Origin of the sequence: Cellulomonas sp. Y8 (assembly GCF_008033115.1) — a bacterium.
Classification (GTDB): Bacteria; Actinomycetota; Actinomycetes; order Actinomycetales; family Cellulomonadaceae; genus Cellulomonas.
This window is the reverse complement of sequence record NZ_CP041203.1, coordinates 2241107-2253841: the sequence shown is the minus strand read 5'-3', so window position 1 is coordinate 2253841 and position 12735 is coordinate 2241107. Positions and strand designations below refer to the sequence as shown.

Below are 12735 nucleotides of genomic sequence, written 5' to 3'. Positions count from 1 at the left end.
GGCGGCACCCATCCAGAGCGACCGAGAGACCTGGCTCGTCGACGTCGCAGCAACCCCCCTCCTCACCGAGGGTGCGGGTGCTTCCGCCAGGTTCGATGGAGCTGACGATGAGCAGTCACGACGTCCCTGCACACCTCGCGGGCACCGCCGTGCCGGACGGCCTCGGGGCCGTGGACCGCCCGACCGTGTCGTTCGAGCTGTTCCCGCCGCGGAACCCGGACGCCGCGCCCCGGCTGTGGTCGACGGTGCAGCAGCTCGCCGCGGCCCGGCCCGACTTCGTCTCGGTCACGTACGGCGCCTCGGGCAGCACCCGGACCACCACCCGGCAGCTCGTCCGGCGGCTGCTGCGCGAGACGTCGCTGACCCCGATCGCGCACCTGACCTGCGTCGCCAGCTCGCGCGAGGACCTCGCCGCGACGATCGAGGAGTTCCTCGACGAGGGCGTGCGGTCGTTCCTGGCCCTGCGCGGAGACCCGCCCGCCGACCGGTCCTGGGAGCCGCACCCCGAGGGCCTCCCGACCGCGAGCGCCCTCGTGGAGCTGCTGCGGGACGTCGAGCGGCGACGGTGCGCCAGCAGCCCCGCGCAGGCGGTGCGCGCCGCCACCCGGCCGCTGTCCGTCGCCGTGGCGGCGTTCCCGCGCGGCAACGCGGGGGCCGGCAGCACGCGGGAGCAGGACGTCGCGGCGCTGCTCGCCAAGCAGCAGGCCGGCGCGGACTTCGCGATCACCCAGGTGTTCTACGACGCCGGGTCGTACCTCGAGCTCGTCGCCCTGGCGCGCGACGCCGGCGTCACGATCCCCATCCTCCCGGGCGTCATCCCCACCACCGACCCCGCCCGGCTCCGCCGCGTGGCGCAGCTGACCGGCGTGCCCGTCCCGGAGGAGCTGCTCGCGCGGCTCGACGCCTTCGACGCCGACGACCCGGCGGAGGTCGCGGCGCGGCACCGCCTGGGCACGCGGCTGGGCGTCGACCTGGTGAACGCCGTCCTCGACGGCGGCGCGCCGGGCGTGCACCTCTACACGTTCAACGCCCACGGCCCGGCGCTCGACCTGCTGGACGGCGCGGGACTGGGCGGCGACGCCCCCCGCGCGCACCTGCGCGTCGCCCCCGAGCCGGCGGCCGTCGCGGCCGCCCCCACGACCACCCCGACCCCCGTTCCCACCAGCTGAGGCGAGAGATGACCGACCTGACGCACCCGTTCCCCGCCGGCACCGTCCTGGGCTACCCCCGGATCGGCCCGCGCCGCGAGCTGAAGAAGGCCCTCGAGGCGTTCTGGGCCGGCCGCGCGAGCGCCGAGGAGGTCGAGGCCACCGCCGCCGACCTGCGCCGCCGCACCCGCACCCGCCTGGCCGAGCTCGGCCTGGACACCCGGCTGCCCGCGATCCCGAGCGCCTTCTCGTTCTACGACCACGTGCTCGACGCGGCTGCCGTGCTCGGCGCCGTGCCCGAGCGGTTCGCCGACCTGCTCGCCGCCGACGGCGGCCTCGACCTCGCGGGGTACTCGACCGTCGCTCGCGGCCGCGGCGACGACCTGCCGCTCGAGATGACGAAGTGGTTCGACTCGAACTACCACTACCTGGTCCCGGAGATCGGCCCCGCGACGCCGTTCCGGTACGCGAGCGACCGCCCGGTGCGCGAGCTCGCGGAGGGCCTCGCGGACGGCGTGCTCACCCGCCCGGTGCTGGTCGGCCCGGTGACGTTCCTCGCGCTCGCCAAGGCCGCCGAGGGATCGCCGGAGGACTTCCTCCCGATCGACCGGCTCGCCGACGTGCTGCCGGTGTACGCCGCGCTGCTCCGCGACCTCGCCCGCGCCGGCGCCACCTGGGTGCAGCTGGACGAGCCCGCCCTGGTCTCCGACTCGACCGGCGTCCCGGCCGACCGGCTGCTCGCAGCGGCCGCCGAGGCGTACCGCGTCCTGGCGACCGAGCTGCCCGCCGCCGAGCGCCCGGCGATCCTGGTCGCCGCGCCGTACGGCGACCTCCAGGACGCGCTGCCGGTGCTGGCCGGCACGGACGTCGAGGGCCTCGCGCTCGACCTGGTGCGCGGCGCGCTCCCGGCGGGACCTGTGGAGGGCCTGGCGTCGAAGGTGCTGGTCGGCGGCGTGGTCGACGGCCACAACATCTGGCGCGCGGACCTCGACGCCGCGCTCGGCTCGCTCGAGTCGCTCGAGGGCCTGGGCGCCCGGCAGGTCGCCGTCGCCACGTCGACGTCGCTGTTCCACGTCCCGCACGACGTCGAGGACGAGCCGCAGCTGGACCCCACGCTGCGCTCCTGGCTCGCGTTCGCCGACCAGAAGGTCGCCGAGGTGGTCACCCTGGCCGCCGGGCTGACCGAGGGCCGGGAGGCCGTGCACGCCGAGCTGCTCGCCGCGGCCGACGCGCGCCGGTCCCGCGCCGCGGCGCCGGGCGTCGTGCGGCCGGAGGTCCGGGACCGGCTCACGGGCCTGCCGGCGGACGCGTTCCGCCGCGGCGACTTCGAGGGGCGCCGGGTCGCGCAGGCCGAGCGGCTGCAGCTCCCCGCGCTGCCGACCACGACGATCGGCTCGTTCCCGCAGACGCCGGAGATCCGCGTGGCCCGCGCCGCTTTCGGCCGGGGGGAGCTCACCGCCGCGCAGTACGAGGACGAGATGAAGGCGGAGATCCGCCGGGTCGTCGAGCTGCAGGAGGAGATCGGCCTCGACGTGCTCGTGCACGGCGAGCCCGAGCGCAACGACATGGTGCAGTACTTCGCCGAGAACCTGGACGGGTTCGCGGTGACCGCCAACGGCTGGGTCCAGTCGTACGGCTCGCGCTGCACCCGCCCGTCGATCCTGTGGGGCGACGTGTCCCGGCCGGCGCCGATCACGGTGCCGTGGACGACGTACACGCAGTCGCTCACGGCCAAGCCGGTGAAGGGCATGCTGACCGGTCCGGTGACGATCCTCGCGTGGTCGTTCGTCCGCGACGACCAGCCGCTGGCCGACACCGCGAACCAGGTGGCCCTCGCCCTGCGGGACGAGATCGCCGACCTCGAGGCCGCGGGCACCGCGATCGTCCAGGTCGACGAGCCCGCGCTGCGGGAGCTGCTGCCGCTGCGCGCCGCCGACCACGACGCCTACCTCGACTGGTCGGTGCGCTCGTTCCGGCTCGCGACCTCGGGCGTGCGCCCCGACACCCAGATCCACACGCACCTCTGCTACTCGGAGTTCGGCGAGATCTTCGGCGCGATCGACGGCCTGGACGCCGACGTCACGTCCATCGAGGCGGCACGGTCGAAGATGGAGATCCTCGGCGACATCGCGTCCGAGGGCTACCCGCGGGGCATCGGCCCGGGTGTCTACGACATCCACTCGCCGCGCGTGCCGAGCGAGGCCGAGGTGACCGAGCTGCTCACCGAGGCGGTGCGCGTCGTCGACCCGGCGCAGCTCTGGGTGAACCCGGACTGCGGCCTCAAGACCCGCCGGTACGCCGAGGTCACCCCGTCGCTCCAGCACGTCCTGGCCGCCACCCGGACGGTGCGCGCGTCGCTGGCGGTGCCGACGGCCTGACGCGCCGCCGGCCCGGTGCGACCCGGACGCACGACCGCCCCGGTCCCCCACGCGGGGGGCCGGGGCGGTCGTCGTGCAGCCGCGTCGCCGGTCAGGCGCTCGCACGCTCCTGCGGAGCGGCGTCGGCGCCCGCCTCGATGGTCGCCGGCGTCCCACCGGTGCTGACCTCGATGCGGCGCGGCTTGGCCTCCTCGGCCACCGGGATCGTCAGCGACAGCACGCCGTCCGCGTACGACGCGGTGATGGCGTCCAGGTCGAGCCCGCGCCCGACGGTGAGCTGCCGCGCGTAGGTCCCGACGGGGCGCTCCTTGGCGAGCCACTGCACCCCGTCCTCCGTGCGCGCGGTGCGCTGCGCGCGGATCGTGAGGGTGCGGTCGTCGACGTTCACGTCGATCGAACCGGGGTCCGCGCCCGGCAGGTCGACGCTCAGGACGTAGTGGTCGCCCGAGCGGAACAGGTCCATCGGCATGGTCGCCGACGCGCGCTGCTGACCGAGGACCTGGTTCATCAGCCGGTCCATCTCCTGGAACGGGTCGAATCGCGTAGCCACAGCCCGTCACCTCCTCGAAGCGTCACGGCGGTCCGGACGGTCCGGGACCGCTGCTGCCCCGGCGCTGCCGCGCCAGGAGGGCTACGAGAGATGTTCTAGCACTCGACAGGTGCGAGTGCCAGATCAAGCGGGGTCGTGTTCGCTGACAGATGAACCTGCAGGTCAGGCAGTGCGCCGAGCGGTGTCCGCCGGGTCCGTCGCCGCCGCCAGCGCCTCGACGATCCGCACGTCCGCGTCCAGCCAGGGCACCGTGAGCCACCGCCCGCGCGGCAGCCAGCGCAGGTCGTCGTGCTCGACCAGGGGCCGGGGTTCCCCGGCCGTCACGCGGGCCAGCCAGAGCCGCATCACGTACCGCTCGTTGAGCCACCAGGCGCCGTCGTCGGGTCCGACGAGCTCCGCGCCGAGCTCGACGGCGACACCCAGCTCCTCGCGGATCTCCCGGTGCACGGCGTCCTCGGGGGACTCGCCCGGCTCCACCTTGCCGCCGGGGAACTCCCACCGGCCCGCGAGGCTCACGGGCGCGCGGCGGCGGGCCGCCAGCAGGGCGCCCGGGGCGGCGAGGTCGTCGACCAGCGCGGCGGCGACGACGAGGACGGGGCGGGTCATGCCGCCCAGTCTCCCAGGCGCGCGTGTCGCGCGCGTGACGCGGCCGTGGCCCGCGCGATGGATCCACTCGCACCGGCACGCCCACGCGCGTCGGTGCGAGTGGATCCGTCGGCCGGAGCTCAGCCCTGCCGCAGCTCGTTCCTGAGCTCGCGCTGCGCCTGCTCGAGCGCCTCGCGCGCCGGCACACCGGATTCGTAGATCTCGGTGAGCGTCACCGTGCCGAACCGGCTGTTCACCGCCGGCAGGTCGGGGCTGGCGAACGACTCGAAGTGCCCGATGCCGTCCTTGACCTCGTTCAGCACGTCGAACAGGTTGGTCGTGAAGTACTGGTTGAACTGGTTCTCCGGGTTCCGGGTGACCTCCTCGTCCTCCCACACCGCCATGTTCACGGGGTCGAACCCGAGCACCTCCCACACGGCGACGTTGGCCTCCGGGGAGAGCTTGGCGAACGCGAGCCACTCGGCCGCCAGGTCACGGACGGGCGAGTCCGCCGCGACCGCGGTGCCGGTGCCCCCGCCGCCGATCGTCCGCGTGTCCGACCCGGGCACGACCGGCGCGGGCGCGATGGCGATCTTCCCCGCGAGGTCGGGCATGTAGTCGACGAACCGCGAGGTGTACCAGGCGGGGTAGACGATCGCGGCGTAGTCGCCGCGCGCGATGGCCCCGTACGCCTCCTCGTCGTCGGGGCTCGATCCCGGGATCGGCGAGATCGCGCCCGCGTCGACCATGGCCTGCATCATCTCGAAGGACTCGACCACGACCGGGTCGTCGACCTGGACCGTGCCGTCCTCGGCGAACAGCTCGCCACCGTTCTGGGCGATCACCAGCGGCTCCACGAAGAACACGTCGGTGTTCGCCGTGCCGAACGCCCGCCCCGTGGCGGCGCTGTACTCCGCACCCGCTGCGGCGAAGTCGTCCCAGGTGGCGATCGTCGTGTAGTCGACGCCTGCCTCGTCGAGCAGCTCGGTGTTGTAGAACGTGACGAACGCGCCGACGTGGGTCGGGAGCCCGTAGACCGCGTCGCCGCGGCTGTACAGGTCGAGCCGCGCCTCGACCACGTCCTCGCGGTAGGGCTCGGCGACGGCGGACAGGTCCATGAGCGGCGGGGTGTCGCCGCGGACGAAGTTGGCGAACTTCGTCACCTCGATGTCGACCAGGTCCGGCATGCCGGTGCCGGAGTTGGCCGCGAGCTGCAGCTTGTTGTGCATGTCCTGGTACGGGTACACGGTGAGGCGGAGATCGATCGCGCGGTCCGGGTTCAGCTCGTTCCACCGGTCCGCCATCTGCTCGTACAGCACCCCGTGCAGCTCGCCGAAGATCCACATCTCCACCGGCGTCGAGCCGTCCGCGTCGCTCGGGGCGTCCCGCGGGCTGTCCGCCCCGCCCCCGGTCCCGCACGCGAGGCACGCCGCCAGCACCATCGCCCCGGCGACCACGGACGCCGTCGTCCTTGTTCGTGACATTCTGCTTCTCCTTTGTGTGCGTCGCACGGGTCAGCCCTTGACGGCGCCCGCGGTCATTCCCTCCACGAAAAAACGCTGGAAGGCGAGGAAGAGGACCAAGATCGGGACGAGCGAGAAGAACGACCCGACGATGAGGAGGCCGTAGTTGTTCGCGTACGGCGTGATCAGGGTGTTCAACCCGATCGGCAGCGTGAACTTCTCGGAGGAGCGCAGCACGAGGAGCGGCCACAGCAGGTTGTTCCAGCACATCATCCCGTTGAGGATCGCCATGGCGGCGATCGCGGGGCGCGCGATCGGCAGGACCAGCCGGAAGAAGATGCCGAACTCCGTGACGCCGTCCACCCGCCCGGCCTCGAGGATCTCCTTGGGCACCCCGAGGAAGTACTGCCGGAAGAAGAAGATCGTCACGGCCGCGGCGAGGAACGGGATCACGATGACCGCGTAGGTGTCGGCGAGCCCCATCTCGTTCACCTGGACGTACAGCGGGAGCATGACCATCTCGAACGGGACGGCCATGATGGCGAGCACCGCGATGAACAGCGGGGTGCGGCCGCGGAAGTCGTACATCGCGAAGCCGTAGGCCACGAACGAGCTGACCAGCAGGGTCCCGACGACCTGGACCACCGTCACGACGAGCGAGTTGGCGAACCACCGGAAGTACGGACCGGAGTCGGTGAACAGCATCGTCCAGTTGTCCAGGCTGAGCGTCGCCGGGTCGACGGCGAGCGTGATCCCGCCGCGCATGATGTCGGCGCCCGACTGGAACGTGGCCACGAGGATCGCGGCGAGCGGGACGAGGGCGACGAGCGCGATCGCGATCAGGGCGGCCGACTGCAGGGCCGACAGCGCCCGGACGCCGCGCGGGGCGGGCCGGCGGGGACCCGCGCCGGACACGGGCGGGGCGGGGGACGCGGGGCGGGGGCGTGCGGGGGCCGCGGTCATCGCACGTGCTCCTTCCTGAACGTGCCGGAGAGGGTCAGCTGCGTGATGTTGATCGCCATGACCACGACGAGCAGCACGATCCCGACGGCGGACGCGAAGCCGAGGTCGTTCTGCTCGATGCCGCGGCGGTAGAGGTAGCCGACGACGGTCAGGCCCTGGTTGTTGGGGGACGCGTTCCCGCCGTAGAGCATGAAGCTCTCGAGGAACATCGCGAGGCCGCCGTACACGCTGATGGTGGTGACGTAGACCATCGTCGGCCGGAGGTTCGGCACCGTGATCCGCAGGAACTGCTGGCGCTTGTTCGCGCCGTCGATCGACGCCGCCTCGTAGTACTCGCCGGGGATCGACTGCATCCCGGCGATGAAGTACATGGTGTTGACGCCGGTCCAGCGCCAGACGGCGAGCGCCAGGAGCGCCGCCAGCCCGGTGAGGTCCTCGCGCAGCCACCGGACGGGCCCGAGCCCGACCAGCTGCAGCACCTGGTTCATCACCGCGTTCTCCGACTCGGAGAACATGAGCCGGAACACCAGGCCGGCGACCACCACCGAGGTGAGCGCGGGGACGAAAAGGGACGCCTTGAAGAACGCCTTGACCCGCGGGCTGCCGATCCGGGAGTTCACCACGGCCGCGAGGAGCATCGGGATCGGGATGAGGAGCGCCAGCGTCAGGACCATGTACCGCGCGCTGTTGAACATCGCGGTCCAGAAGACGCTGTCGTTCCACAGGCGGGCGTAGTTGTCGAGGCCGACCGAGGTGGTCTGGCCGTAGAGGACCTCCTGCGTCGACATCACGACCGACCGGGCGACCGGGATGATCCAGAACAGCGCCAGCGTGGCCACGAACGGCAGGATGAACAGGTACGGCGCGAGCCGCTGGGAGTACAGGAGCCGCCGCACGGGGGCGGCACCCCCTCGGCCGGACCTCCGGGCGGTGACGGGCATGACGGCAGGACCTCCTGGGCACGGGGCGTCAGGGGCGCGCTGGACGCGACCCTCGGGCGCACCGCCCGGGCACGGCTGAGACCGTGAAACGGATGCCAGGACGGACATGCGGCGCACGCCTGCGTGCGCCGGACTGTCGAGAAAAACTTTCGCTCTCTTGTGAGCTGTCGGCAACGTATCGGCGTGCCGAGAGGCCTGTCAACGCGCATTCTGGAGCCGCTCACCGACCGATACGCAAGCGTGAACTGTGCGGAAACTCTTTCCTCGTCAGGGGCGGTCGGGCGGTCAGCCGATCGCCAGCAGCCCCGCCAGGCTCACCGCCATCGCCACGACCGTCGCCGCCGCGCCGAGCGCCAGCGGCCGACCTCCGGTCCGCACCAGCCGCCCCAGGTGGATCTGCGTCCCGAGGGCCGTCATCGCCGCCCCGAGGAGCAGCGTGGTGACCGGCTTCACCGCCGGCAGGACGAGCTCCGGGACGAGGCCTGCCGACCGCACCGCCACCGCGACGACGAACCCGACCACGAACAGCGGCACGAGCGGCGCCGCGCCGCGCCGGCGCCCGCGAGCACCCCCCGCCGCACCGCCGTCGTCCCCGCCTCGGGCGGCCGACCGCCGCCGCACCAGACCGACCCCCGCCACGAGCGGCGCGAGCAGCACGACCCGGGCGAGCTTCGCGACGACCGCGACCGACAGCGCCGCGGCCGACACGGTCCCCGCCGCGGCCACCACCTGGGCGACCTCGTGCACCGCCATCCCCGCCCAGAGCCCGGCGGTCCGGTCGGCGAGCCCGAGCGCGCCCGCCGTGAGCGGCACCACCAGGATCGCGAGGCTGCCGTAGACGGTCACCAGCGCGACGGCGGTGGCGACCTCGTCCTCCTCGGCCTCCGCGACGGGGCTCATCGCCGCGACCGCCGCGGCCCCGCAGATCGAGAACCCGGTCGCGACGAGCAGCGTCAGGCGCCGCCCGACGCCGAGGACGCGGCCGAGCCACAGCGTCGCGGCGAACGTCGCGGACACCGTGGCCAGCAGCACGACCGCCTCGCCCGCCCCGAGACCCAGCAGGTCCCGGACGGACAGCTGCAGCCCGAGCAGGACGACCCCGGCGCGGAGCACCCGCCGGCCCGTCCACGCGAGCCCGGGCTCGAGCACCGCCGGGACCAGCCCCGCGGACCGGGCGATCGCGCCGAGCACGATGGCGACCAGCAGGCCCGGCAGCACGGGGACGAGGGCCGTCAGGCCGACGCAGGCCGCGCCGACGAGCAGCGCGGCGGCCAGCCCGGGCACGACGGCCCGGTCGAGGCCGAGCACGTGCCGACGGGCGGCGGGCGGAGCGGTCGAGGCGGGGGGCGGAGCGGGCAGCACCCTCCCAGCATCCGGCGCCGCGCGCCGCCGCGGAACGCCGACCTGCCTGCCGCGCTCTAGCCTGAGGCTATGGACTCCGTCCCCCCACGACGCATCCCGCTCGGCGCCCTCGAGCTGCTGGAGGCGGTCGACGCGCACGGCTCCCTGTCCGGCGCTGCGCGGGCCCTCGGGCTCGCGCAGCCGTCGGTCAGCACCGGCCTGCGCCGGCTCGAGCGGCAGACCGGCCTGACGCTGGTCACGCGCGCGGCGTCCGGCACGCGGCTGACCCCGTCGGGCACGGCCCTGCTCGGGCGGGCCCGGGACGTCCTGGCCGCCTCCGACGCGCTCGAGCGCGAGGTGCAGGCGCTGCGCAGCGCCCAGCAGGGCCGGGTCCGGGTGGCCGCCAGCCTGAGCGTCGCCGAGTACCTCGTCCCGGGATGGCTGGCGACGCTGCCCGCCGGGGCCGCGGTCGTCGACCTGGTGGTCGCCAACTCGCGCGACGTGATGGAGGCGGTCCTGCACGGCCGCGCCGACCTGGGGTTCGTCGAGGGCCCGGGCGTCGCCGACGGCCTGGACGCCCGGTCGGTCGGGGACGACGAGCTGGTCGTCGTCGTCGCGCCTGGCCACCCGTGGGCGCGCCGGCGGCGACCGGTCACCGCGACGGAGCTCGCGCGCGCACCCCTGGCCGTGCGCGAAGCCGGGTCCGGCACCCGCGCGGTGCTGGAGCAGGCGCTGACCGCCGCGGGCCACCCGCTCGCCGGCTCCCCCGCGCAGCTCGGGTCGACGTCCGCGGTGAAGAACGTGGTGCGCGGCGGGAGCGCCGCGGCCGTGCTGTCCCGGCTGACGGTCGCCGACGAGATCGACCGCGGCGACCTGGTCCGCGTCGCGGTCGAGGGTGTCGACCTCACCCGCACGCTCCGCATGGTCTGGGCGCGGTCTCGGCGGCCGACCCCGTCCGCGCACGACCTCGCCGCGCACGTCCTGCGCGCGACGACCTCCGGCTAGCCCACGCCGGCCTGGTCGCGCAGCTCCGCGTACCGGTCCGCCTGGTCGGGGCACAGGTGCTCGACGGCGGCGTCCCAGACCACGAGCGCGTACTCCTCGTCCTCGGCGAGCCAGCGCGCGAACGCGCTCTCGCCGCCGTCCCCCTCGACGCCGTCGATGCCCGCCATGGCCCGGCACGGCTGGCTGCCCATCGCGAGCGTGTCCCGGGTCAGCCACTCCTCGCTGAGGTCGACGCCCTCGTGCTCGGCGATCGCGTCGACGAACGCCTGCTCCCGCTCGGCCTCCGACGGACCGCCGCAGGCGGCGAGCAGCAGGGCACCCAGCAGCGCCCCGAGGAACACCGTCCCGGTCCGCACGGTCGTCATCCGTCCCCCTCGTCCCACCGGACCGGCTCCGTGCGCCGGACCGCGGGGACGAGGCTACTGGTCACGACCCTGCGGCACGACGACGAGCAGGTCGCCGACCTGGCAGCCGAGCACGTCGCACACGGCGGTCAGGGTCGAGAACCGGATCGCGCGCGCCCGGTCGTTCTTCAGCACCGACAGGTTCACCACGGTCACGCCCACCAGCTCCGCGAGCCGGGCGAGCGTCATCCCGCGCTCCGCCAGCAGCTCGTCCAGCCGGCAGTGGATCCGCCCGGCGTCGTCCTCGGGTGGCATCAGACCAGGCCCTCCGTCTCGCGCTCCAGCCGCTCCCCCGCGTGGAAGGCGGCCGCGAGGGCGCCCACGGCCATGGACGCGAGGATCGGCGTCCACGACACCTGGAACGTGATCTGCTCCATGACCGCCCGGTCGGCGATCTGCGCCAGCACCCCGTTCGACGCCAGCACCGAGCAGCCGAACCAGGCGACCCACCCGCCGGCGATCAGCAGCGACACCGCGGTGATCAGGCGGGTCGTCGTGCGGGAGAAGAACTGCCCTGCCAGCATCCGCCGGGACAGCAGCAGCACGCACACGGTGACGCCGATCGTGGCGAGCGGCGGCACCGCGGCGGCACCGAGCGCCGCCACGTAGGTGGCGACCGGCAGGTCCGACACGGTGAGCGTCGCCGTGTCCACCGTCGCGGCGACCGCGGCGCCGTCCGGGCCCAGCGGGAGGTCGACGGTCGCGCCCATGATCATCACGTCCACGGGGGCGTCTTGGTTCGGCAGGATCCGCGCCACCGACGCGACGAGGCCGATCGCCTGCCAGACGATCACGGCGGCGCCCACCACGAGCAGGGACAGCAGGTCGGACCGGCTGGTGAACCAGGGTGTCCGGGTCGTCATGGCGCCTCCCAGGCGTATCGATGATCGATGTTATCGATTGACGATATGCCATCGGATGCGCCTCGTCGACCCGCGCGGGGACGACGCAGGGCCGCGACCCCCGGCGAGGGGGGTCACGGCCCTGGTGGTGCCCGTCGTCCCCCGGCGAGGGGGGTCGCGGTGCGTCAGCGCATGCCGGCGGCCTGGGCCCAGGCGACGGCCTCGGCCCGCGTGGAGACGCCGATCTTGCGGTACACCGACCGCACCTGCGACTTCACGGTGTTGCGCGTGACGAAGAGCTTGCGGGCGATGTCCTCGAGGGTGACGTCCTCCGCCAGCTCGGCGAGGACGACCCGCTCACGCGTCGTGAGCGGCTCACCCAGGATGCTGGTGGACGCGGTGGGGGCGATCTCCAGGGTGGCCATGCTGTCCTCCGGTCTGCGTGTGGCGAGTCCCGGCTGCTGGGGGTCTCCGGCTGCCGTCTACCGGTGTTGATCGGCAAGTGTGGCGGCCTCGATCGCAGTTGGTTTCTCACCCGTTCCCGGGGACGTGCGGACGATGCGGGACGGACCGCCCATGTGCTAGGACCGAAGGCCCAGGTCACCGTCCGGCAAGCGGTCTCCTGAGAGCCTCCTCAGAAACACCCGAACGGGCTAACCGCCGTCCGGGGGAGTCTCAGTCCGTGAGCGTCGCGGCGTACTCCTCGGCGGACAGCAGCGGGCCGGCGCTCGTGACGTCCACCTTGAACAGCCAGCCGGCGCCGTACGGGTCCCCGTTCACGACCGACGGCTCGTCGACCGCCTCCTGGTTGACCTCGACCACGGTGCCCGCCACCGGGGAGTACAGCTCGGACACGGACTTGGTCGACTCGACCTCGCCCACGACCGCGCCCGCCGCGATCTCGCTGCCGACGGTCGGCAGCTCGAGGTAGACGATGTCGCCGAGCGCGTCGGCCGCGTTCTTGGTGATGCCGACGGTGGCCGGCTCGGCGCCGTCGATCCACTCGTGCTCGGCGGTGTACTGCAGGTGCGTGGGGACGTCGCTCATGGTGCTCTCCGGGGGTCTGCTCGCGAGCGGGCGCTCGCCGGCGGGTGGGGGGTGGTCGGGAGTCCGTC

At 73.7% G+C, this 12735-nt stretch carries 14 protein-coding genes and 1 riboswitch; of the genes, 3 read left to right on the top strand and 11 right to left on the bottom strand.

Annotation, left to right across the window (positions count from 1 at the left end; translation table 11 throughout):
• The first annotated feature begins 5 nt into the window (after nucleotides 1-5).
• Nucleotides 6-114, top strand: a riboswitch (SAM riboswitch).
• Both FKM96_RS10275 and metE read left to right on the top strand, forming a co-directional pair.
• The gene (locus FKM96_RS10275; protein WP_147795148.1) at nucleotides 108-1169 is read left to right on the top strand and encodes a methylenetetrahydrofolate reductase; all 1062 of its coding nucleotides are present in this window, start codon (nucleotides 108-110) and stop codon (nucleotides 1167-1169) included. (Overlaps the previous riboswitch by 7 nt.)
• 8 nt (nucleotides 1170-1177) lie before the next feature.
• Nucleotides 1178-3526: a 5-methyltetrahydropteroyltriglutamate--homocysteine S-methyltransferase gene (gene metE, locus FKM96_RS10270; RefSeq protein WP_147795147.1), complete on the top strand. Its 2349-nt coding sequence runs from the start codon at nucleotides 1178-1180 to the stop codon at nucleotides 3524-3526.
• 91 nt (nucleotides 3527-3617) lie between these two features.
• Here metE and FKM96_RS10265 read toward each other — a convergent pair whose 3' ends face one another.
• The 6 genes from FKM96_RS10265 to FKM96_RS10240 form a co-directional block, all read right to left on the bottom strand.
• The gene (locus tag FKM96_RS10265) at nucleotides 3618-4076 is read right to left on the bottom strand and encodes an Hsp20/alpha crystallin family protein (RefSeq protein WP_147795146.1); all 459 of its coding nucleotides are present in this window, start codon (nucleotides 4074-4076) and stop codon (nucleotides 3618-3620) included.
• Nucleotides 4077-4238: 162 nt separating this feature from the next.
• Nucleotides 4239-4682, bottom strand: coding sequence for a (deoxy)nucleoside triphosphate pyrophosphohydrolase (locus FKM96_RS10260; RefSeq protein ID WP_147795145.1), 444 nt, complete (start codon nucleotides 4680-4682; stop codon nucleotides 4239-4241).
• Nucleotides 4683-4801: 119 nt separating this feature from the next.
• Nucleotides 4802-6145, bottom strand: coding sequence for an ABC transporter substrate-binding protein (locus FKM96_RS10255; protein ID WP_246854921.1), 1344 nt, complete (start codon nucleotides 6143-6145; stop codon nucleotides 4802-4804).
• Nucleotides 6146-6175: 30 nt separating this feature from the next.
• Nucleotides 6176-7087 carry a carbohydrate ABC transporter permease gene (locus FKM96_RS10250; protein WP_147795144.1) on the bottom strand — a complete coding sequence of 304 codons (912 nt, stop codon included), beginning with the start codon at nucleotides 7085-7087 and terminating at the stop codon, nucleotides 6176-6178.
• Entirely contained in the window at nucleotides 7084-7983 is a 900-nt protein-coding gene (locus FKM96_RS10245; protein ID WP_210417245.1) for a carbohydrate ABC transporter permease, read from the bottom strand. Before FKM96_RS10245 ends, FKM96_RS10250 begins: the two co-directional genes overlap by 4 nt.
• Before the next feature lie 330 nt (nucleotides 7984-8313).
• On the bottom strand, nucleotides 8314-9336 hold the full coding sequence (locus FKM96_RS10240) for a YeiH family protein (protein ID WP_147795142.1): 1023 nt from the start codon (nucleotides 9334-9336) through the stop codon (nucleotides 8314-8316).
• A 123-nt stretch (nucleotides 9337-9459) separates the two neighbouring features.
• On the opposite strand from FKM96_RS10240, the gene FKM96_RS10235 reads away from it, so the two are divergent.
• Entirely contained in the window at nucleotides 9460-10374 is a 915-nt protein-coding gene (locus tag FKM96_RS10235; protein WP_147795141.1) for a LysR family transcriptional regulator, read from the top strand.
• On the opposite strand, the gene FKM96_RS10230 is transcribed toward FKM96_RS10235, so the two are convergent.
• The 5 genes from FKM96_RS10230 to gcvH form a co-directional block, all read right to left on the bottom strand.
• Nucleotides 10371-10739 (bottom strand): hypothetical protein, encoded by a 369-nt coding sequence (locus FKM96_RS10230; RefSeq protein WP_147795140.1) that lies wholly within the window; start codon nucleotides 10737-10739, stop codon nucleotides 10371-10373. The two genes, FKM96_RS10235 and FKM96_RS10230, sit on opposite strands and share 4 nt — an antisense overlap.
• Before the next feature lie 54 nt (nucleotides 10740-10793).
• Nucleotides 10794-11033: a helix-turn-helix transcriptional regulator gene (locus FKM96_RS10225; protein WP_147795139.1), complete on the bottom strand. Its 240-nt coding sequence runs from the start codon at nucleotides 11031-11033 to the stop codon at nucleotides 10794-10796.
• A complete protein-coding gene (locus FKM96_RS10220; RefSeq protein ID WP_147795138.1) occupies nucleotides 11033-11641 on the bottom strand; it encodes a hypothetical protein in 609 nt (202 codons plus the stop codon). The genes FKM96_RS10225 and FKM96_RS10220 overlap by 1 nt, the downstream gene beginning before the upstream one ends.
• 164 nt (nucleotides 11642-11805) lie before the next feature.
• Entirely contained in the window at nucleotides 11806-12045 is a 240-nt protein-coding gene (locus FKM96_RS10215) for a helix-turn-helix transcriptional regulator (RefSeq protein WP_147795137.1), read from the bottom strand.
• Between the two features lie 250 nt (nucleotides 12046-12295).
• A complete protein-coding gene (gcvH, locus tag FKM96_RS10210; RefSeq protein WP_147795136.1) occupies nucleotides 12296-12667 on the bottom strand; it encodes a glycine cleavage system protein GcvH in 372 nt (123 codons plus the stop codon).
• Between the last annotated feature and the right edge of the window lie 68 nt (nucleotides 12668-12735).

What these genes read in the sequence shown, in the direction of transcription:
- FKM96_RS10275 (WP_147795148.1), top strand. Translation starts at nt 108, where the DNA reads ATGAGCAGTCACGACGTCCCTGCACACCTCGCGGGCACCGCCGTGCCG.
- metE (WP_147795147.1), top strand. Translation starts at nt 1,178, where the DNA reads ATGACCGACCTGACGCACCCGTTCCCCGCCGGCACCGTCCTGGGCTAC.
- FKM96_RS10260 (WP_147795145.1), bottom strand. Translation starts at nt 4,682, where the DNA reads ATGACCCGCCCCGTCCTCGTCGTCGCCGCCGCGCTGGTCGACGACCTC.
- FKM96_RS10255 (WP_246854921.1), bottom strand. Translation starts at nt 6,145, where the DNA reads ATGTCACGAACAAGGACGACGGCGTCCGTGGTCGCCGGGGCGATGGTG.
- FKM96_RS10250 (WP_147795144.1), bottom strand. Translation starts at nt 7,087, where the DNA reads ATGACCGCGGCCCCCGCACGCCCCCGCCCCGCGTCCCCCGCCCCGCCC.
- FKM96_RS10235 (WP_147795141.1), top strand. Translation starts at nt 9,460, where the DNA reads ATGGACTCCGTCCCCCCACGACGCATCCCGCTCGGCGCCCTCGAGCTG.
- FKM96_RS10230 (WP_147795140.1), bottom strand. Translation starts at nt 10,739, where the DNA reads ATGACGACCGTGCGGACCGGGACGGTGTTCCTCGGGGCGCTGCTGGGT.
- FKM96_RS10225 (WP_147795139.1), bottom strand. Translation starts at nt 11,033, where the DNA reads ATGCCACCCGAGGACGACGCCGGGCGGATCCACTGCCGGCTGGACGAG.
- FKM96_RS10220 (WP_147795138.1), bottom strand. Translation starts at nt 11,641, where the DNA reads ATGACGACCCGGACACCCTGGTTCACCAGCCGGTCCGACCTGCTGTCC.
- FKM96_RS10215 (WP_147795137.1), bottom strand. Translation starts at nt 12,045, where the DNA reads ATGGCCACCCTGGAGATCGCCCCCACCGCGTCCACCAGCATCCTGGGT.
- gcvH (WP_147795136.1), bottom strand. Translation starts at nt 12,667, where the DNA reads ATGAGCGACGTCCCCACGCACCTGCAGTACACCGCCGAGCACGAGTGG.